Annotated in this window: 17 protein-coding genes; 3 read left to right on the forward strand and 14 right to left on the reverse strand. The window is 48.2% G+C overall.

Annotated features, from left to right (window positions below; translation table 11 throughout):
• The 5 genes from rsmD to gpmA form a co-directional block, all read right to left on the reverse strand.
• Window positions 1–594 carry a 16S rRNA (guanine(966)-N(2))-methyltransferase RsmD gene (gene rsmD, locus ACLB09_RS08190; protein ID WP_410769308.1) on the reverse strand — a complete coding sequence of 198 codons (594 nt, stop codon included), beginning with the start codon at window positions 592–594 and terminating at the stop codon, window positions 1–3.
• A 465-nt stretch (window positions 595–1,059) separates the two neighbouring features.
• Entirely contained in the window at window positions 1,060–1,311 is a 252-nt protein-coding gene (locus ACLB09_RS08195; RefSeq protein WP_410769309.1) for a hypothetical protein, read from the reverse strand.
• A gap of 280 nt (window positions 1,312–1,591) precedes the next feature.
• A complete protein-coding gene (locus tag ACLB09_RS08200) occupies window positions 1,592–1,987 on the reverse strand; it encodes a hypothetical protein (protein WP_410769310.1) in 396 nt (131 codons plus the stop codon).
• Between the two features lie 235 nt (window positions 1,988–2,222).
• Window positions 2,223–2,936: a glycoside hydrolase family 73 protein gene (locus ACLB09_RS08205; protein ID WP_410769311.1), complete on the reverse strand. Its 714-nt coding sequence runs from the start codon at window positions 2,934–2,936 to the stop codon at window positions 2,223–2,225.
• A gap of 71 nt (window positions 2,937–3,007) precedes the next feature.
• On the reverse strand, window positions 3,008–3,757 hold the full coding sequence (gene gpmA, locus ACLB09_RS08210; RefSeq protein WP_410769312.1) for a 2,3-diphosphoglycerate-dependent phosphoglycerate mutase: 750 nt from the start codon (window positions 3,755–3,757) through the stop codon (window positions 3,008–3,010).
• Between the two features lie 113 nt (window positions 3,758–3,870).
• Between gpmA and ACLB09_RS08215 the strand changes: the two genes are divergently transcribed.
• Both ACLB09_RS08215 and ACLB09_RS08220 read left to right on the forward strand, forming a co-directional pair.
• The gene (locus tag ACLB09_RS08215; RefSeq protein WP_410769313.1) at window positions 3,871–4,347 is read left to right on the forward strand and encodes a hypothetical protein; all 477 of its coding nucleotides are present in this window, start codon (window positions 3,871–3,873) and stop codon (window positions 4,345–4,347) included.
• A gap of 177 nt (window positions 4,348–4,524) precedes the next feature.
• On the forward strand, window positions 4,525–5,199 hold the full coding sequence (locus ACLB09_RS08220; RefSeq protein WP_410769314.1) for a tetratricopeptide repeat protein: 675 nt from the start codon (window positions 4,525–4,527) through the stop codon (window positions 5,197–5,199).
• Window positions 5,200–5,267: 68 nt separating this feature from the next.
• Here the strand turns inward: ACLB09_RS08220 and ACLB09_RS08225 are convergent, their stop codons facing one another.
• The 8 genes from ACLB09_RS08225 to ACLB09_RS08260 all read right to left on the reverse strand — a co-directional run bounded on the left by ACLB09_RS08225 (window position 5,268) and on the right by ACLB09_RS08260 (window position 16,127).
• Entirely contained in the window at window positions 5,268–8,399 is a 3,132-nt protein-coding gene (locus tag ACLB09_RS08225; protein WP_410769316.1) for an MMPL family transporter, read from the reverse strand.
• A complete protein-coding gene (locus ACLB09_RS08230; RefSeq protein ID WP_410769317.1) occupies window positions 8,396–8,851 on the reverse strand; it encodes a MarR family winged helix-turn-helix transcriptional regulator in 456 nt (151 codons plus the stop codon). Before ACLB09_RS08230 ends, ACLB09_RS08225 begins: the two co-directional genes overlap by 4 nt.
• A gap of 203 nt (window positions 8,852–9,054) precedes the next feature.
• Window positions 9,055–9,489, reverse strand: a complete 435-nt coding sequence (locus ACLB09_RS08235; protein ID WP_410769318.1) for a GNAT family N-acetyltransferase — start codon at window positions 9,487–9,489, stop codon at window positions 9,055–9,057.
• A 12-nt stretch (window positions 9,490–9,501) separates the two neighbouring features.
• Window positions 9,502–10,179 (reverse strand): ribose-5-phosphate isomerase RpiA, encoded by a 678-nt coding sequence (gene rpiA, locus ACLB09_RS08240; RefSeq protein ID WP_410769319.1) that lies wholly within the window; start codon window positions 10,177–10,179, stop codon window positions 9,502–9,504.
• 211 nt (window positions 10,180–10,390) lie between these two features.
• Window positions 10,391–11,071, reverse strand: a complete 681-nt coding sequence (locus ACLB09_RS08245; protein WP_410769320.1) for a thioredoxin domain-containing protein — start codon at window positions 11,069–11,071, stop codon at window positions 10,391–10,393.
• A gap of 105 nt (window positions 11,072–11,176) precedes the next feature.
• Entirely contained in the window at window positions 11,177–12,421 is a 1,245-nt protein-coding gene (locus ACLB09_RS08250; RefSeq protein ID WP_410769321.1) for an MFS transporter, read from the reverse strand.
• Window positions 12,422–12,510: 89 nt separating this feature from the next.
• Complete coding sequence (gene helD, locus ACLB09_RS08255) at window positions 12,511–14,853, reverse strand: RNA polymerase recycling motor HelD (RefSeq protein ID WP_410769322.1); 2,343 nt, start codon at window positions 14,851–14,853, stop codon at window positions 12,511–12,513.
• Window positions 14,854–15,104: 251 nt separating this feature from the next.
• Window positions 15,105–16,127, reverse strand: a complete 1,023-nt coding sequence (locus ACLB09_RS08260; RefSeq protein ID WP_410769324.1) for an FUSC family protein — start codon at window positions 16,125–16,127, stop codon at window positions 15,105–15,107.
• 126 nt (window positions 16,128–16,253) lie between these two features.
• Here ACLB09_RS08260 and ACLB09_RS08265 point away from each other — a divergent pair, with 126 nt between their 5' ends.
• Window positions 16,254–16,778 carry a hypothetical protein gene (locus ACLB09_RS08265; RefSeq protein ID WP_410769325.1) on the forward strand — a complete coding sequence of 175 codons (525 nt, stop codon included), beginning with the start codon at window positions 16,254–16,256 and terminating at the stop codon, window positions 16,776–16,778.
• Window positions 16,779–16,883: 105 nt separating this feature from the next.
• On the opposite strand, the gene ACLB09_RS08270 is transcribed toward ACLB09_RS08265, so the two are convergent.
• Window positions 16,884–17,942: an AI-2E family transporter gene (locus ACLB09_RS08270; RefSeq protein WP_410769327.1), complete on the reverse strand. Its 1,059-nt coding sequence runs from the start codon at window positions 17,940–17,942 to the stop codon at window positions 16,884–16,886.
• Window positions 17,943–17,944: the final 2 nt, after the last annotated feature.

The following is a 17,944-nucleotide window of genomic DNA, read 5'->3' on the forward strand; positions in this document are numbered from 1 at the left end:
TTAATCCTCCTTGCCCGGTTCCTGTACCGGACTTGTTTTGTGATGATCATAGCTGTAAATGGAGAGGGTGGTTTCGCCGTACTGTGCTTTTCGCACCTCGGAAAACGGCCCAAAGCCGGCAGGATATGCAAAAGAAGATTCATACTCCAGTACCAGCGTTGCCCCCGGGTTCAGCAAATGCAATTGATCCATCGCTTGCATCAGCATATCCCCGTGCTTTAACCTGTATGGCGGATCGAGAAAAACCAGGTCAAACACACTTTCGCGTTTGGCCAATGCTTTTAAGGCCCTCTCCGCATCGTTCTTATATACTTCAGCCTTATTCTCTAGTCCGGTCGTTTTCAAATTGGATCGAACAATTTCAATACTCTTGTATTCCAGATCAACGAAAACCGCCTTGTCCATTCCGCGGCTAAGCGCTTCGATACCTAAACCTCCGGTGCCCGCAAACAAATCAAGTACGGTTCCCCCGTCAAAATAAGGCCCGATCATACTAAACAAAGCTTCCTTCACCTTGTCCGTAGTCGGTCTGGTTCCCATTCCGGGAACCGCCTTCAGCGTTCTTCCCCGGGCGCTGCCCGATATTACTCTCATGCCAGTCCCATCCTTTATGCTAAAATGCCTGTCGATATCGTACCATAATCGCGCAAAGATTGAAAAATCGAAATCGTGCAAGATTTTGGACTTCGGATGTATAAACCCGAAAAGAACGGACAACACTTGAACTATCGACATCACAAATGTCGTAGACAACCGCGGAGAAGACTTACGTTTCCCCATAAGCTCTTCGTCCGGTTTCTCCTCTCCCATGATGGGCGTCCCGCGAGGGGCGCCCGGACAAAAGCTCTTGTAGCGCATTTTTCTACGAGGGTTTTTGTCCTTTTTTTATTTTTACTCGCCTTACTATGTATTCTATTTTTTCCTTAGGCCCGATTTTCCTCGTAGCGTAATGCCTACTCAATGCCGGTATAGCCGCACCACGCCCCTTATTAACTGTATTTTCTCCAGCTAATTTGTCCGGTTATCCATATTTCAAATAAATAAATGGATAACCTACAGTTAATCCGAGGAGTTTTCATACAATGAGCGTTGACGCATCAAATTAACTGCAGGTTTTCCAGTTAATTTGTTATAAATAGCAATTCGATGAAGAATAACTGTAGGTTTTCCAGTTAATATCAATTTGCGGGCGCAGCATTCCAGACCAGAAGCCCCCTGTGCCTGGCTTCCCCATAAAACATCAATAAAAAACCGCCAATCCGGGATTGACGGTTGTAGTTTGCTTCTTGCGGAGCTGGTGGTTTGCGGCATAGTTTGCTTCCTGCAGCGCTAGTGGTTTGCGGCGTAGTTTGCTTTTTGCGGCGCTGGTGGTTTGCGGCATATGTCGCTACTTGCGGGTGGAAGGTGGAGGCGCTCAGATTGCGTTGTTTACTGCTGTTTACCATTGTTTAAGATCGTTTGATTTTGTTTAAGAAGCTATTACTGTTATTTCCGGCTGCTCTCGGCTAATTCGGCTATACCTTGTTCACGATTTGGCATTGATGTATTCGGTGCACAATTGCCGGTTTTCTCCGCTAAACTGTCAACGGTTTCAAATAAAAACCGGTTGGGCGATCAGGCCCCGTTGGAGATCGAGTTCCTTCTTCACGCTGTTAAATATGTCTTGGAGGCACGGCCCCCATAGAAGATTATCCTGTTTTAAATATGATTTCACTTCGGAACAGCTGCGTTCGAAAGTATCCAAATAGGAACTGCCTATCTTTTTTAGATGCTTCTTGGCTTGCTTGATCAGAGACATATATTCGTGATAAAGTTCGGTTTGGATGCACTTGGATTCCGCGGAAAGCTCGGTCCATGCGAAGGCTCCGCCCTCCACGCATTCCGATGATCCCTGGACGTATTCAATGTCGGAATGAACGAGAATAAACAAGCGGATTCGCTCTTCCAGTGCTTTGTAGCGTTCTTTTAAAAGCTCCATCGGCTCCATCAAACACACTCCTTTCTAAAGCATCGTTTGAGTCAGAAAGAGGGAGTTTTTTAGTCTTTCAACATTGTCAGGATACTTCCAGTATAAGCTGTTTCCAAATTAATGTATATAAATAATTTACAAAAACGTAACTTTTACATTAAAAAATCGTCATTTTACAACAAAACCCTGCTTGTGAACGCAGGGTTTATCGGTATATATTCATTTCCATTTTGCGATCTGATGTATCCTTATTTCATCCCGCACTCTTTTTATCGAACAGTCCGCGCCGGTGCATAATCGTGATCAGCCTGTAAAAATCGAAACTCCCCGTTTCCGGATTTTTGATCAGCGGGTTCTTCTTGTCATAATTGACGGCTGCATTGACAGCTTCTTTTGCCCACTCGGGCAACTGGGTACTTGCCTTTTGCTCCAGCCCGGCAATTCTATCCGCCTGTTTCCGGACGGTCTCCTGCAGAGCTTCGAACTGCTTTTTTTCCTCGGCGGTCATCGGCTCCTCCCCTTCCTTTAAATCGTATTCATACAAATTGTACTTATCCATCAATGAGATCAGCTTGGCCGGATAATCAGGATCCGTTGCATATCCCGCCGCCGAAATAGCATAGGCCGCTTGCCTGCCTGTCCGGTGAAGAACGCTTGCATAGCGCTTATTTTGCAGCAGTCGCGTGTGATCCGCAACGGACTCTCCCCATGAACGGTATTTCCGGAAAGCAGCGTTAATTTTTATCGGCTTTCCGTTCCTGTATTCGGTCGTCGGCATCATCACGCTTCCCGCCGGGCCGCTGCCTTTTATGCCGAACAAATTATTGGCCTGCTGTGCAAGTCCGCTGGCTCCCCAATTGGATTCCAATGCGGCCTGGGCGATGGTCAAGGAAGCCGGAACCCCGGTCCGGAGCCAATCTTTGATTGCATCAGGAGCTATTTTAGCGATAAATTCAGTCCTGTTCATCTCATCACCTCTATTTCAATATATGAAAATATACTCAAAATCGTTTGGACATCCTGCCCTATATTCCGCACTCATTCCATAATTTTGTCCGGGTCCGCAACCTTTTCAATTTTATGTTCGATCCTTCTTTCGCTTCCGAGATAATATTTTTCCACCGGCTTCAACTGATCGTCCAGCGTATAAACAAGCGGAGTACCGGTAGGAATGTTAAGATCGATAATCTCTTCGGCGCTTAAATTGTCCAAATATTTTATCAATGCTCTTAAACTGTTGCCATGCGCCGCAATGATTACTTTCTTTCCGGCGAGAATTTGCGGCTTGATTTCCCGCTCCCAATAGTCCTCGACCCGGACGATCGTTTCCTTGAGGCTTTCCGTCAAAGGAATATATTGATCCGGCACATCCCTGTATTTCGCATCATTCCGGGGATATCGCTCGTCATCCCTGGTTAGCGCCGGCGGGAGAACATCATAACTTCTGCGCCATAAGCGGACCTGCTCTTCCCCGTATTTCTGTGCCGTGGTCAGTTTGCTCAATCCTTGCAGAGCTCCGTAATGCCGCTCGTTGAGTTGCCACGATTTGTGACACGGAATCCAAAGCAGGTTCATCGCATCAAGAATGTAATACAGCGTTTTAATGGCCCGTTTCAGGTAAGAAGTAAAAGCCACGTCGAAAACAAACTTCTCTTCTTTAAGCATTATGCCGGCCTCTTTTGCCTCATGAACACCCTTATCGGACAAATCGACATCGGTCCAGCCGGTAAACAAATTCGATTTATTCCACTCGCTCTCTCCATGTCGGACTAACACCAATTTATACATCTTGGATTCACCATCTCTTCCTTAGATTTTTAATGCATATCCTTATCGGGGCCGGGCACCCTAACCGTGGTTTCCGCCACCTTAAATCACCTTAATGAGGAGGATTAGATTACATGTACAACTCAATTTCATCGCAAATCCGGGAAATCGAGCAGCAAATCAGGCATCTGGAGCAACAAACCCGCCAGGCTACAACGATGTACCAACAGCTGCTTGAGCAAGAACAACAAAATGCGGTCCAACTTGAGCAGTTGGCCGAAAAGGAGCGCAAAGCTGCCCATACGATCCAAATGGCATTACAGGGCCATCAAACAGCTATGCAACAATACCAGCATATTATTCAACTGGCCGGACAGATCGCACAGAATGCCGTCTCCCCAGGCTTTGGAAGCCCGGATTTCAGGCCCTCAGGCAGTATCGGCCTTCGTTCTACGGTTGGACAAGGCTTCGGCCAATCCGGTTTTGGCCAAGGAAGCATAGGCCAAGGCAATTTTGGCCAGTCCGGCGGTTATTCCGCAAGTACGATGAACGCCACTGGCTCGCAAATGATGCAGAATCAACCGGGAGTTCATATCCGGGGCTATCAGTAGTTCTCGGATACTAAAATTATGCGGAAGCCGCCCGATCTGTGAGGCGGCTTCTTTTCTGCCGGGAAAATCATACTCTTAATAAATACCCAATATGAACAAAAACTATTATCCCTGACCAAGTACTCCATCTGTGGTATAATTGGAAATCATTAAATGGGTGGAGGAACACAGGAACCTATGAGCAAGCTGATGTTTTTCATTTTTTTGTCATGGCTGACCGGGAACCCGTTAATTGCCATTCTAATCCTGCTTATTATCGTTTATTTCATCGATCGGCGCTTTGTCGGTGTTTTCCCCAGCATTTCCAAACCTTTTAAGCGATACCGTACCATCTCGAAACTTCGCCAGCAGCTGAACCTGAACCATTTCGACGTTTCTTCCAAACGCGAACTCGCCAGATTGCTTCTGGAGAAGAAGCAATACAAGGAGGCTTATGACCTTCTGGAAGAGGTGAAGCCTTATTCCGAGTCTTCGGCGGAATTTTGGGACGATCTCGGCACCGCATTAATCGGCTTGGACCGTCCGGAAGAAGGCGAGGAGCAAATTTTGCATGCCTTAAGCCTGAATGAACGCGTTAAATACGGTCAGCCCTATCTGCACCTGGCGACAGCCTTCCGGGAAAAAAATCCGGAAAAAGCGCTCACCTATGCCGCAAAATTCGGAGAAATCCAGTCCTCTTCCAGTGAAGCTTGTTACCTTCTCGGCAGTCTTTATCATTCGCTGGGCCGGAAGGAAGAGGCGAAACAAGCCCTGAATGAATCGATTGCCATCTATCGCAGCTTGCCAAAATATAAAAAACGGCATGAACGGAAATGGGCGCTGCGAAGCTATTTGAAGTCCCTTACGTTGTAGCAAAGCAAAAAAGAACCGCGGGCTCCTATCCTAAGTGAAGGAGCCGTGCGGTTCTTTTTGAATTGCTTTTATTCGGCATTCCGACGGTGGAAAGGCCACCAGTTAAATTGCCCGAACATTTTTACCATGACCGGCATCAGGAACGGAAGCACGATCACAGCATACAGGGCCAGCCCCGTTAAAACTACCGTAGCGATCTGCAGCATGGAAAGTACACCCGAAGGATACATCGAGGCCATCGTACCGCCCAGGATCACTGCGGCGGAAAGGATAACCGTGCCCATGTTCCGCATGGAATGCAGAATCGCTTCTCCAACATCCCATTCTTTATTTTCATTAAACCGGTCCATCAGGAAGATGCTGTAATCGACACCTAGCGCTACAAGGATAACAAATCCAAAGAACGGGGTCGCCCAACTCACTCCGGAATAATGGAAGATATCGACAAACACCCATTCGGTAAAGCCCATCGATGCATAAAAGGTCAGCACCAGCGAACCGATCAAATAGATCGGCATCACTAAGGAACGAAGCAGCAGGACGAGTATTATGAAGATGCCCGCCAGCATAAGCACTACGGTCCGTGTATAGTCTTCTCCGGAAATGGTCATCAAGTCGTTAAACGTGCTTGATACGCCGCCGACCGCGATTTTTGCACTTTCCAGATCTGTGCCTTTTACTGCCTTTTCCACGGCTTTACTGATCGGCTCAACACGGTCGATCGCAGCTCTGCCGTAAGGATTGCTGGAGAAAACCACGTCCAGGGTCATGACTTTGCGATCCGGTGACAGGTACATATCGAATACTTGAGTCATCTGTTCGTTCTCCATCGCTTCTTCAGGTACGTACCATCCGCCAAGACCACCCTCGGTCGCTCCGACTTCATTCAAGTAATCCTTGGCCGTATCCAATCCTCCCGAAACTTGCTCCAAACCGTCAACACTTTGATCCAGACCGTCCGTCAACTGGGAAATTTGACCCGAGAATTGGCTGAAGCCGCTTTGAATTTGTTCCTGGCCGTTTTGAATTTGCGCAAGGCCGGTCACCACTTCCGGGATCTTGCCGACGATTTGCCCCTGGCCTGCCGCCGCTTGATCCAGACCGGTTTCAAGCTGAGTCAAACCGCCGATAAATTGATCCAGACCAGCCGCCAGCTGTTTGCTTCCCTTTGCGGCAGCCTCATAACCCTGATTTGCCTGCTCAAGACCACCGGATACTTTGCCGAACTCACCTTGCAACTGTTGAAGGCCCGCAGTCATCTGAGGCAGCCCTTTAGCCGTCTCGGTAACCGTACCGACAATCGTCAAGTAATCCGGGTCTTTAGCTAGTTCGGGAAATTTGCTCTCCAAGCTGGCAAATCGCGAGGAGAGACTCGACAGCCCTTGGGATGCCGCATCCAGTTGGGTGCTGATTTGACCGATGCCTTCGCTAAATTGACCCAAACCGCTACCGATTTGCTGGTAGGATTTCAGCAATTGCGCATGACCTTCAGCCAGCTCGCGAGCGCTCTTTTTCACTTGCTGGAGCCCTTGTTTCAAATCGCCCGCGCCGGCAGAGCCGTCTTGAATCCCTTTTTCTATCGCGGACAGCCCCGTTTCTAATTGGGCAATGCCGTCCTTCAGCTTCCCTGTACCTTCGGCCAGCTTACCCGTGCTAGCCGCAGCCTCCTTCAGCTTCGGTTCATTTTCGGTTAGCGACGCACTGGCTTCCGCGAGTCCGTCCTTTATTTTGGCCAATCCTTCATTTCCTTGGCCCAGCCCTTCGCCAACCGTTTTCACCTGGCTGTTCAGTTCAAAATCTTTAACCTCATCGCCTGTAGGCCGGCTCATGCTTCGTACGCTGGCAACGCCGTCTACGCCGGCTACTTCACGGCTGATTTTCTCGGCCAATGTCATGTATCCGGCATTATCCATCGGCTCGTTGTTTTGAATGACGATTTGAGTAGGTAGCGATTCCCCCGGCTCAAAACTTTCCGAGATCAGGTTGTATGCCTTCACCGATTCGTACTCGTCACCGATTTCTTCCATGCTGTTAAACGAAACATTCCCGCTGTAGCTGATCAGAAACGGTACGGTCACCGCTGCCACGATGAGCAGCGCAGCCCATGGCCGTTTCAGCGAGAAGGACCCGATAGCTCCCCAAAAGCGGTTTTCCTTGTGTTCCAAAGAGCCGTTTAATGGCCAGAACAGCTTAGTTCCCAGTACCGCCATGAAGAACGGTACGACGGTCACGAGCGCAATCAGCATGACTGCAATACCGACGGCTACCGCCACCGCGGAGCGGTAAAGAACGAATTGCGAGAACCCGATCGCCGAAAAACCGACCAACACCGCGAGACCGGAGAAAAACACGGTCTTTCCGGCCTTCCGGTATGTCTGGATGATCGCTTCCCATTTATCTGCACCATGCTGCAGTTCTTCCTTAAACCGGCTGATTAGCAAGATGCAATAGTCCGTCCCTATCCCGAACATGACAGCGACCATAAAGATCTGCGTATAGGTCGATATCGGGAAATCGATGCGGTCCACCAGGAACGAAACGATCGATTGCGATACGACATAACTGATTCCTACCGTCAAAAGCGGGATAAACGGTGCGATGACCGAACGGAACACGACAAACAAAATTAGCAAAATAAAAATAACCGTAAAATATTCCGATTTTTTCAACCCTTGTTCCGAACTGACGACCATATCCTCATTGATTTGTTCCTGTCCGGTTAAATAATGCTCCACCTTCAAGGAATCCAACGCGCTGTGGATATCCTTCTCCATTTCAAGCAGTGGGCGGTCGCCCATCTTTACGGACAACGAGGTCAAGATTGTTTTGCCATCCTTCGACATCATCTTGTCCGCCGCCTCCGGCGTAGCGAAAGGATCCGTGATCGAGACGATACCGATTTGCGACATCTGTTCCCTAAGGGCCTTGAGTGCCTGCTCGACCTCATTTTTATCTTCCGTGTTTAAACCTTGATCGGAATGAAACACCAATGCGATTTGACTTTCTTTCTCTCCGCCCTTAGCATCCGATATATCCGCCAAAATGGCCGAGGCCGTAGAAGACGAGTAACCTTCGGGTACGACGATATCTCCCTTTTCGCGGACCAGATCCGACATCGATGGGGCCGTGAGGAACAACAGAACCGCAGCGGCGATCCACACCAGAACAATTGCCCATCTTGCCTTCAGTATAAATTTCATGATTCCCCGCTCTCCTTATCCAGTAAATATGCGAGTTTTTCAAAAACACCGAGAAAGCCTTCCACTTCTTCCGCGCCAAAATGCACTAAATACGTAGACAACGTCTCCATAATCTTGGCCTGTGCTTTTTTGTAATGGCTCATCCCCCGTTCGGTCAGGGACAGGTAAACGACTCTCCGATCGTCCTCGTCCCTGGCTCGCTCGAGTATTCCCTTATCCACCAGTCTTGTAATGATCGCGGTAATCGAGCTTTTCCCTACGACAAACGTTTCTGAGAGCTCGGTAGAAGTTACTTTGCCATGCATCACAATGTAATCGATAATCTGAAACTGATCCATCGTCATCTCATCTTGCAGCACTTCCCGGAGTTCGCCGTGCATTCTTTTTGTGACTGTAAAATAGGCTGCCATATAGCGCTCAATCAGCTCTTTGGATTCCTGCTTCAATTCCATCCTCCCATCCTTCTCTTTCTTGTCCTAGTAGTTCTACAATAAAACAGTTTCACAATAGAACTATATAAACTTCGAAGAGAAATGTCAAACGCGCAGAATGCAAAATAAATAACCCTCGCAAAGTGCAAGGGTTATTATTCGTTAATTCAAAATATGATGTTGTTTTATCATTTATTATCACGCTTACGCATGTGGCCGAATTCTTAGTCTTCGGCTTCTTCTTCCGCTTCATAAACGCATCGGAACTGCTCTGCACTGCCCGGGGAAGGAATGAACCCATTCACCGTAAATCCGATATTCCGGAAAAAATCGGCCCCTTCTTCGTCCGTTACAGCATTTACGAGCAGCGGCTTTTTGAGCAGCAGCGCTTCCACAATCAAGCCCCTGCCGTAGCCCTTTAACCGGTCTCCAGGATCGACGGCAAGGTGCAAAATATCCATTTGATCCGGATTTGCGAAACCAAGGCCGATCAGCCCCACTTCTTGCTCCTCCTCTATATAAACGAACAACTCAGCACCATCGGAGGATTCATACAACTTCCACGCCTCTTCTTCCCGCTCCGGATCGAAGCCTACCGCATATTCCATCAATTCGCGTACTTTAGAGCCGGCGGGAAAAGATGTTACTTGATTAAGCAAAACAGGACCCCCTTAGCCTTTCTTCTCGATGACTTCAGTGGTTCCGTCATCATACCCGACAATGACCGTGTCCGCGATGTCAACGAATAAACCGTGGTCGACTACGCCGGTCATCATTTTTAATTCATGGCTCAATTGGGCAGGAGATTCAATTGCGCCGAAAGCGGCGTCAACGATATAATTCCCGTTATCCGTCACATACAATCCGCCGTCCCTGGTTCGCATTTCAAAGTCGACGTCGTACCGTCGTTGCAGTTGTCCGAGGGTCCACTCATAGGAGAATGGAACGATTTCAATCGGCAGCTTGAACTGGCCCAATTGAGATACCATTTTCCCGCTGTCTGCAATGACAATAAACCGGTCGCTATTGATCGCCACCAGCTTTTCCCGCAGAAGGGCTCCGCCGCCGCCTTTGATCAGCGCCATGCCCGGATCGACTTCATCGGCTCCGTCAATGGCGAGATCCAAACGTTGAATTTCCGATGCAGGGATTAACGGAATCCCGTACTTCTCCGCAAGCTCTTCAGAAGCTTTTGAAGTGGCTATCGCGCGAATTTGCAGACCTTCAGCTACCCGTTGTCCAATCTTTTCAATTGCGTAATATGCCGTGGAGCCTGTCCCGAGCCCGACGATCATGCCGTCCCGGACCAATTCGGCTGCGCGGTAACCTGCCGCTTGTTTTGCATTCATTCGTATACGCCTCCTAATATTGTTGCCTATTATCTGCAAGTTTAATGGCGCGGCTGCTTACCGGATGTCTTTCTGCACCGGCAAGTACCCTATGTAACAAAGTAAGTCGGTTTGACTACATAATCAGCTAATATCATACCAAAAATGTAATTAAAAAAGAACAGCGCATCCTGCTCGAACCCTTCCGGGATACAAGAATGCGCTGTTGTAATTATTGATTATCGATTGCCGCCTTGATGCCTTCAAAAGAAATGTCCTCCACGGCTTGTCCGTTGACAAAAACAGTCGGCGTCCCGTCCACTCCATGGTTTTCCGCGATCAAAAAGTCCTTCTTCACGTTGGCGATATAGGTCTCCTCATCCAATTCCCGTTCAAAACGTTTCAAGTCGGCCTCGGGGATGTTGTCTTTTACCAGCTTCATAATAAACTCCTTGTTCGCCCATGCCTCGTCTTTCTTTCCCTGCTGCTCCATCATCAAATCGATATAAGTCCAAAAGAAATCCTGATTCTGCTGGTACAGCGTTTCTCCGGCAAGCGCGGCAAGCGTGGAATCCGGGGCCAGGAAAGGCATATCAACATAATAGAACACCGCTTCCCCCGTATCCAGATAATCTTGTTTCAATTGGGTCAGCACCTGATCTTTCCAACGTTTGCAAGCCGGACATTTGTAATCCGAGAACTCCACAATCTTCACTTGAGCTTCCGGATTCCCCAGGTAAGGCTGATTTTCTTCATCAAAACCGTCAGGGACCGTCCCGGCTTCCACCTTTTCCAAATCGGGATAACTTTCCGCCTTATTTCCTTGACCGCTAAAATTGATTACGAGCAAAATGCCAATCAGAACTACGGCTACACCGCATAGCCACCAAATTCCGGATTTCTTCTTTTTCACCCGCGGATTTCCTCCTCAATACAAAAGAGTAATAATTTGGACTATTATAGAAGGAAATCCGGAGTACAAGCTAGGATAAAAATCACTACCCGTTTCAGAGATGCTTTAGCTCTGATGGGCGGGCCGGGGGACTTTGGTTTTGTCGTCCTTCCCCTCGTCCGATTCCGGTTTGACCATTACCAAAATCAGAATTACGGCAACAAGAGATACGGCGCCGATCACAATGAACATCCACATATGTCCTCCGCCCACCAGCAGAGAAATCACCGGCGGCCCAAGAGATACCCCGATAAACCGCATGCTGCTGTAAATGGATGTAATCGTTCCGCGCAGTTCTTTTTCGATGCCCTCGGTAATCAGAGCGTCCGAGCTGGGGAGCACGATCCCGATTCCGACCCCGCAAACGATCAGACAGGCGATCACAAAATATATATTGTTAAAAAAACTGATGCCGAATAACGCTGCTGTAGCAAGCACCAGGCCGGTAACCCCGCACCATTTCATCAGTTTTTTGTTTTTGCCGATTTTCTTGCCGGTTAAATAAGACGCCAGACAGAGCGCGGCCAAGGGGATGGCGAGCACCAGCCCTTTCAGGACTCCGTCGAGTCCGTGCTTTTTCTCCAACTGATCCGATAAATAAAAGAGCACGCCGAACAGCAAAAACATGCAGATTCCGCCAATTGCAAAAATCGCATATAACCAGCGTCCTTTTTCCGCGAATACTTGCTTTACGGACTGCATGAACTCTTTCAAGGGTTTCGCTTCGCTCTTTCGCTCCGGTTCCTTGACCAGAAAAACTACAAGCAAGAGCGAGATCAGGCATAAAGCAGGGATCGCCAGAAACGGCGCATACCAAATCCACGCCCCGAGAAGAGCGCCTAAAATCGGACTCAGCACTTTGCCGAACGTATTTGAAGTTTCAATAATTCCCAGGCTGCGACTCACCTCATCGTCATCGTCAAACATATCCCCCACCAGCGGAAGAACAATCGGAAATGCTCCAGCCGCCCCAATTCCCTGCAGCAGTCTCCCGGCGATAATAATCCAATAAACGGTCAAGCCGTCGGCAAACCAGGGAGCTACGCCGGATATTCCACCTCCAACGGCGGCGATCAGCAGGCTGGGGATAATAATTTTTTTCCGGCCCCATTTATCCGAGAGATAGCCGGCAACCGGAATAAGCAAAATTGCGACCACCGCGTACACCGTAATGAGCATGCTGACTTGAAAAGAGGATACGCCCAGTTTTCGTGAAATCTGCGGCAATATCGGAATCAACATGGAATTGCCCAGCGTCATGATGAGCGGGATGGATGCAAGTGCAGCCAAATCCCCCTTTTTGTTGTCCATCCTGCAGCCACCCTTCGGAGTCGATAAATGATTCCATAAAGGGTAGTTTGGTTGAAAAGCAATAATTTATACCGTGCGGAGATGCCCGGTCATATCTGGACGTACGCCGCTTTGTCCGCCTCACGGATAAATCTGCTCGGTTCGCCAATGGAATACACGTGAAGCAAATGCATAGCTCTTGTGCATGCCGTATAAAAAAGCTTCCGCTCAGTCTCGCGCGTATATTTGCGGTCCGATCCGTCGTAAATCAGAACGGCGTCGAACTCCACCCCCTTGGCAAGATATGCGGGAATGATATGAATCCCTTTTTCGAACGACAGCGTCGTCTTCTTGATCAGCTTCACCGGCAGATCGGAAGAAAGATCCTCGTATGCCTCCAGACTCTCGGCAGCCGTTTTGCAAATGACGGCGATCATGTCGTAGCCTTCCCCCCGTAGAGCGGAGATGTCCTGACGAATCCGACGATGCAATTCACTGCGATCGGCTATGATGCGGACCTCCGGCTTCTCGCCTTCCCGGTTGAACGGAACGATAGCTTCTCCGCCCGGAACCATGCCCCGTGTAAATTCCACAATCTCCCGGGTCGAACGATAGCTTTGCACCAACGTGATCAATTCGCTCTCGGATTCCCCATACAAGTCACTTAGGGCAGTAGACTGTTGTAACACCGAAGCATGCGCATAGATCGCCTGATTCAAGTCGCCGAGCGCCGTCATGCGGGCACGCGGAAAGAGGCGTTTGAGAAAATACAACTGAAACGGCGAATAATCCTGGGCTTCGTCAATGATCACATGACGGATAGCCGTATTGGAACGAAAGCCCAAAATCAGTTCCTTTAAGTAAAGGAACGGAGTGGCATCTTCATAAAACAATTCCCCATCCCTGATTTTTTGCAATGTCTGGCTGCAAATGGCATCCCAATCCTCCGGCAATTCTCCCCCGCTGATTTCTTTCATCAGTTCCCGCTGCTGAAAGAGCTGGCTGTATAGTTTGGTCACATCCACAAAACGCAATGATTTAATCCAGCGCCGAAGCGGCTTAAGCCGGTCACTGACGACCATTTTGGCGAGGATGGTTTTTTCTTCATCATAATCGCTGAACAGCTCACTCCGGCCCTTCTGATTCCGGCGCATGCGCTGATAAGCCCGCTGATAATCCTCGGTATCCAGCAATTGAATCTGCTCTTCCACCCAGGGTTCATGAATCTCGTTCTTGCCAAAGGCCGCAAGTTCTTTTAACAGCCATTCCTTCAGCAATTCGCAACGGTTTGCCAGACGAATGGCGGGATCGTAAGCATAAAACGCCCGCGCAATTTCATCTGCCCCGATAATTTCCTTTCCTTGAAAACGAATCGGTTTGAACTTCATATCTTTATGTTCAAGAAGCTCCTTGTAGCGGTTAAAGGCATCGAGAAATACGGGCGAAGATTTGTAACGAATTCCGTTGATCCTTGCGGCATAGGCATCGTCTTCTTCACCGGACAGTACGTATTCAATCTGAATGAACGGGTCCTCCAACTGAAATTCCCGGCCTAATCGGTGTTCCAAATATTCTTGGAACGTCGTTTGCAGCATATTCTCTTCCCCTAGCTCCGGGAGAACCGTGGAGACATAGCTGTTGAACATCGGATTCGGCGAAAAAAGAATCATCTGATCGGCCTGAAGCGTGTCGCGGTGCTTGTAGAGCAAATAAGCGACCCGTTGCAGCGCGGCGGAAGTTTTGCCGCTCCCCGCCGCTCCCTGTACGATCAGCATACGGCTTTTGTCATTGCGGATAATTCGGTTTTGTTCCCGCTGAATAGTGGCTACAATGCTCTTCATCTGTGCGTCCGAGCTCCGGCTCAGCACCTGCTGAAGCAGCTCGTCGCCAATCGTAACGCCCGTATCGAACATCACTTTGATCTCGCGACCGCGAATGACAAACTGCCGCTTCAGCGTCATTTCTCCCTGTATCGTTCCCGAAGGCGTCTCGTATGCGGCAGGGCCTGGGACGCTGTCATAATACAGATTCGAAATGGGTGCCCGCCAGTCATACACAAGAAAGGAATTTTCCCCTTCATCCAAAAGCGAGGCGATCCCGAGATAAATCGATTCCTCTCCTAGTCCTTCCTCGGCAAAATCGATCCGTCCGAAATACGGCGACTGCTTCAGCCGTTTCATTTTGCCTAATGCGGCCGAAGCATGTTGGTGGCTCTTTTCCCGTTCCGAGAGCACTTGAGATTGCTGACGCAAACTGGTTGATGTTTCTCCCAGGTCATCCGCTTCAGCAAAGTTGACGGTAACTTCATCCCAAAATTCCTTCCGCATCGTCACAACATCTTCGCGAACATGCCCAACCTCGATCTCCAGCCGCGTGATATTGTCATCGATCCGGTCCGCTACCACTTCCACGCGCTGCTGTTCTTCCTGCCATGCCTTGTCCGTAACGTTCACACTGATCGCTCCTCTTTAAATGCTAACTTATTCCGTTCATCTCTATATGAATAACCTATTGACATTAATAATAATTCATGCTATAATTCCATTAGGATATTCATGTTTGTCAATATGATTTGACAGTCCATGTTTTATTGTATCCATTTTATGCGATTATTTCAACCATTTGTTCATCTTTTTTTCATTGCCTGCAATATTGAATATAACTAATACGAAAGTCCTGCCTAGCGGCAGGACTTTTTTGATGTCTATGTTTCCCCGAACGCCTGGCTATGATCCGCCAAACGGTTCAAACGCTCCAATTGATGTCCGTATTCATACATCTCGGCCGAAACGATCGACAGGCGAAGAATGCCTTCCCGCTGAGCGGCATACCTGTCCAGCATTCCGCGCAGAAATTCGTCGTTGTCGTGTTCAAACTGCTCGGCTTCCAGAAAGTTCGGCTTTAGTTTGTCATCAAACTTCAGCATGATATGTTCATGAAATTTGATGAGCTTCTCCAATTGCTGATCAAATTCCTGATTTAATTCCGGAGTACGCACTGCCTGAAAATAATGCTGTTCCACTGCATCCAGCACCTCGTAACCTTTTCTTAACGTTTTTAACATCTGCTTATATACTACAAGTTGCCGGCTCTCGCTAAACTTCGGCGTTTTGAGTTTTTTCTGGTCTTCTTCCATCAGCTTGTATTTATCGACCAGCGAATTAATCGTATCCTCAAGTTTGCGCTTTTCGCTCCGAAACACCGCCTCCTTGATCTCGTCCGAGATCGCGGTCCGCATCAATAAGGACAACTGGTCGAATGTTCCGCGAATTTGGTGAATATATTGCACTCTCGGCTTCGGCGGGAACACCAAAATGTTGATCACGAACGCGGAAACGATCCCCACCAAACTGAGCGCGAACCGGTTCAGCGCAAATTCCCATTGTCCGGACGCTTCCATGACGGAGACTACAGTAACGAGCGTAATTCCGATCGTGTCGCCCATTTTCAATTTAAGACAAATCATGATTACAAGAATACAAACAAGGCCGACGGCGATCGGTTCATTAGAAAACAGCATTCCGCCCAACATGGCCAAAATGGCGCCCAGCGTGTTGGTCTGCAATTGGTCCAGCAAATATCTCCAAGACCTGTAGATGGAAGGCTGCATGGCAAATATCGATGCGACCGCCGCGATAACCGGCGGAGATAGATGAAACCAGCTTACTACGTATAATGCCAAGGTTACAGCCAGTCCTGTCTTCAACATTCTAGCGCCAAACGTCACAACAAATTCCTCCTGTTACTTCTCTCTCAATCATTTTTACCCGAATTGAAATGATTTCGCTCATTTTGTCAACAATATATCATTGTAAGGCCCAAATTATTCTAAACGAAGAGGTGGAAAAAGTCTATGTATCAACTGAAAGGTCTTGCCGCAGCAACCGGGCTGGTCTTGATCCTGACTTTGGTCCCTGCTGCGGCAGGCCACGTTTACGCAGAGACTCCGCAAGCCGTGCAAAAGGCAGCTACTCCCGAGTCCCAAGATCCGCATCCCCGGCATCCAAATCCTCCCTTTCGCCATTTCCACGGCGGGCATATCGTAAAAGATACGGCAGAACTGCTCGGCATGGAACCTAAAGACATTATGGAGCAGCTAAAACAAGGCAAAACGCTGCTGCAAATCGCACAGGCCAGCAAAGGGTGGAGTGAAGAAGAATATCTCAAAAAGCTGACGGAAACCGCCTCGCGGAACATCGACAAAGCTGTCGCGGAAAACAAAATAGATGCTGAAAAAGCATCCCGGCTGAAAGCTATTTTGCCGGAAAAATTTAAGAAGGTCATTCACCGAACCTGGAAGGATAACCATTCCGGTCATCCGGCCCTTGATTATCAAAACAATCAGATTCATTGGGTTAAGCCTTCGGCGAACCCTTGAACAAACATTACCTCCGGGAGCAAAAAAACAGAGGAATCCCCAAATGCGGCGGTTCCTCCGTTTTAAACTAACCCTTATAAATTCCATGCTATACAAGACGATGATTTAACTTTCGTTTGCCGGCGGCGGGAGCCGCTTCCCGGCTCCGACGGGCACCTCCAGGATATCAAGCAGAAACATAAAAATAGGTACGCCCACAATCAACCCCCACACGCCGAAGAAGTGCTCCCCCACGAGCAGAATCATAAACGTGTAGAAGATCGGCAAATGCGTCTTGTTGGACATGAATTTTGGATTCAGGAAATACGTTTCAACCGCATGAACCACGGCGATCATCACCAAAACATAGACGATTTTGATCAATCCGCCGATTTTGAAGGCGATCGCACAAAGCGGGATCAGGGAAATAATAACGCCCATGACCGGAATAAGGCCCAGTAAAAAGATCATGATGCCAAGGGCGATCAAATTCGGAAAACCGAAAATCCACAAGAAAATCGTGGAAAGCACGGCATTAACCAAGGCGATCAAAAATTGGACTTCGATCACTTTTCCGAACGATTGAACGAACTTTTTGCCGAAGTATTCCAGTTCAAGAAACAAGAATGAAGCACGGCTGGCTTTGAATTTTGATGTGAAATTGGTGACCTTCTCTTTTTCCAAGAGGAAGAAAAGGCTGAGTATAATCGCTACGAATAAATTAAGGCTCCATTTGCCAATATCCGAGATCGTGCTGACCAAAAAGTTAAACCCGCTGTCTATGTAAGCGGAAAGATCAATATCTTTGAGCGATTCCACCAGGAAATTCAATATCAGATTGTCCGGCAAATTGCTCGGCGGATTGTCATAAAACGAAATAACCTGGTTAACCAAATCCGTTAATTCGGCAATGAAGACGGGCAGGTAGTAATAGATAGCGGCCACAAGCAGCGTAATCATTACGACGTATATCAACAGAATCGTAATTTTTCGGTTAATGCGGACGACCTTATCCACATTCCGGGTGATGAAATTATGGAGACGGTTGATAAGATAAGTAAGAATGAACGTTATAAGTATCATGTTGAGCATACTACGCGAATAATAAAGCACTAAAACGACAAATAACAGAGCAAGCACCCTGCGGAAACCCGGAATTTGAAAAAGTTCTTTAAAAAACGTCATTA

It is taken from the genome of Fontibacillus forbon, assembly GCF_046559655.1.
Lineage (GTDB): Bacteria > Bacillota > Bacilli > Paenibacillales > Paenibacillaceae > Fontibacillus.

What these genes read in the sequence shown, in the direction of transcription:
- rsmD (WP_410769308.1), bottom strand. Translation starts at nt 594, where the DNA reads ATGAGAGTAATATCGGGCAGCGCCCGGGGAAGAACGCTGAAGGCGGTT.
- ACLB09_RS08195 (WP_410769309.1), bottom strand. Translation starts at nt 1,311, where the DNA reads ATGCCGCAAACCACCAGCTCCGCAAGAAGCAAACTACAACCGTCAATC.
- ACLB09_RS08200 (WP_410769310.1), bottom strand. Translation starts at nt 1,987, where the DNA reads ATGGAGCCGATGGAGCTTTTAAAAGAACGCTACAAAGCACTGGAAGAG.
- ACLB09_RS08205 (WP_410769311.1), bottom strand. Translation starts at nt 2,936, where the DNA reads ATGAACAGGACTGAATTTATCGCTAAAATAGCTCCTGATGCAATCAAA.
- gpmA (WP_410769312.1), bottom strand. Translation starts at nt 3,757, where the DNA reads ATGTATAAATTGGTGTTAGTCCGACATGGAGAGAGCGAGTGGAATAAA.
- ACLB09_RS08215 (WP_410769313.1), top strand. Translation starts at nt 3,871, where the DNA reads ATGTACAACTCAATTTCATCGCAAATCCGGGAAATCGAGCAGCAAATC.
- ACLB09_RS08220 (WP_410769314.1), top strand. Translation starts at nt 4,525, where the DNA reads ATGAGCAAGCTGATGTTTTTCATTTTTTTGTCATGGCTGACCGGGAAC.
- ACLB09_RS08225 (WP_410769316.1), bottom strand. Translation starts at nt 8,399, where the DNA reads ATGAAATTTATACTGAAGGCAAGATGGGCAATTGTTCTGGTGTGGATC.
- ACLB09_RS08230 (WP_410769317.1), bottom strand. Translation starts at nt 8,851, where the DNA reads ATGGAATTGAAGCAGGAATCCAAAGAGCTGATTGAGCGCTATATGGCA.
- rpiA (WP_410769319.1), bottom strand. Translation starts at nt 10,179, where the DNA reads ATGAATGCAAAACAAGCGGCAGGTTACCGCGCAGCCGAATTGGTCCGG.
- ACLB09_RS08250 (WP_410769321.1), bottom strand. Translation starts at nt 12,421, where the DNA reads ATGGACAACAAAAAGGGGGATTTGGCTGCACTTGCATCCATCCCGCTC.
- ACLB09_RS08265 (WP_410769325.1), top strand. Translation starts at nt 16,254, where the DNA reads ATGTATCAACTGAAAGGTCTTGCCGCAGCAACCGGGCTGGTCTTGATC.
- ACLB09_RS08270 (WP_410769327.1), bottom strand. Translation starts at nt 17,942, where the DNA reads ATGACGTTTTTTAAAGAACTTTTTCAAATTCCGGGTTTCCGCAGGGTG.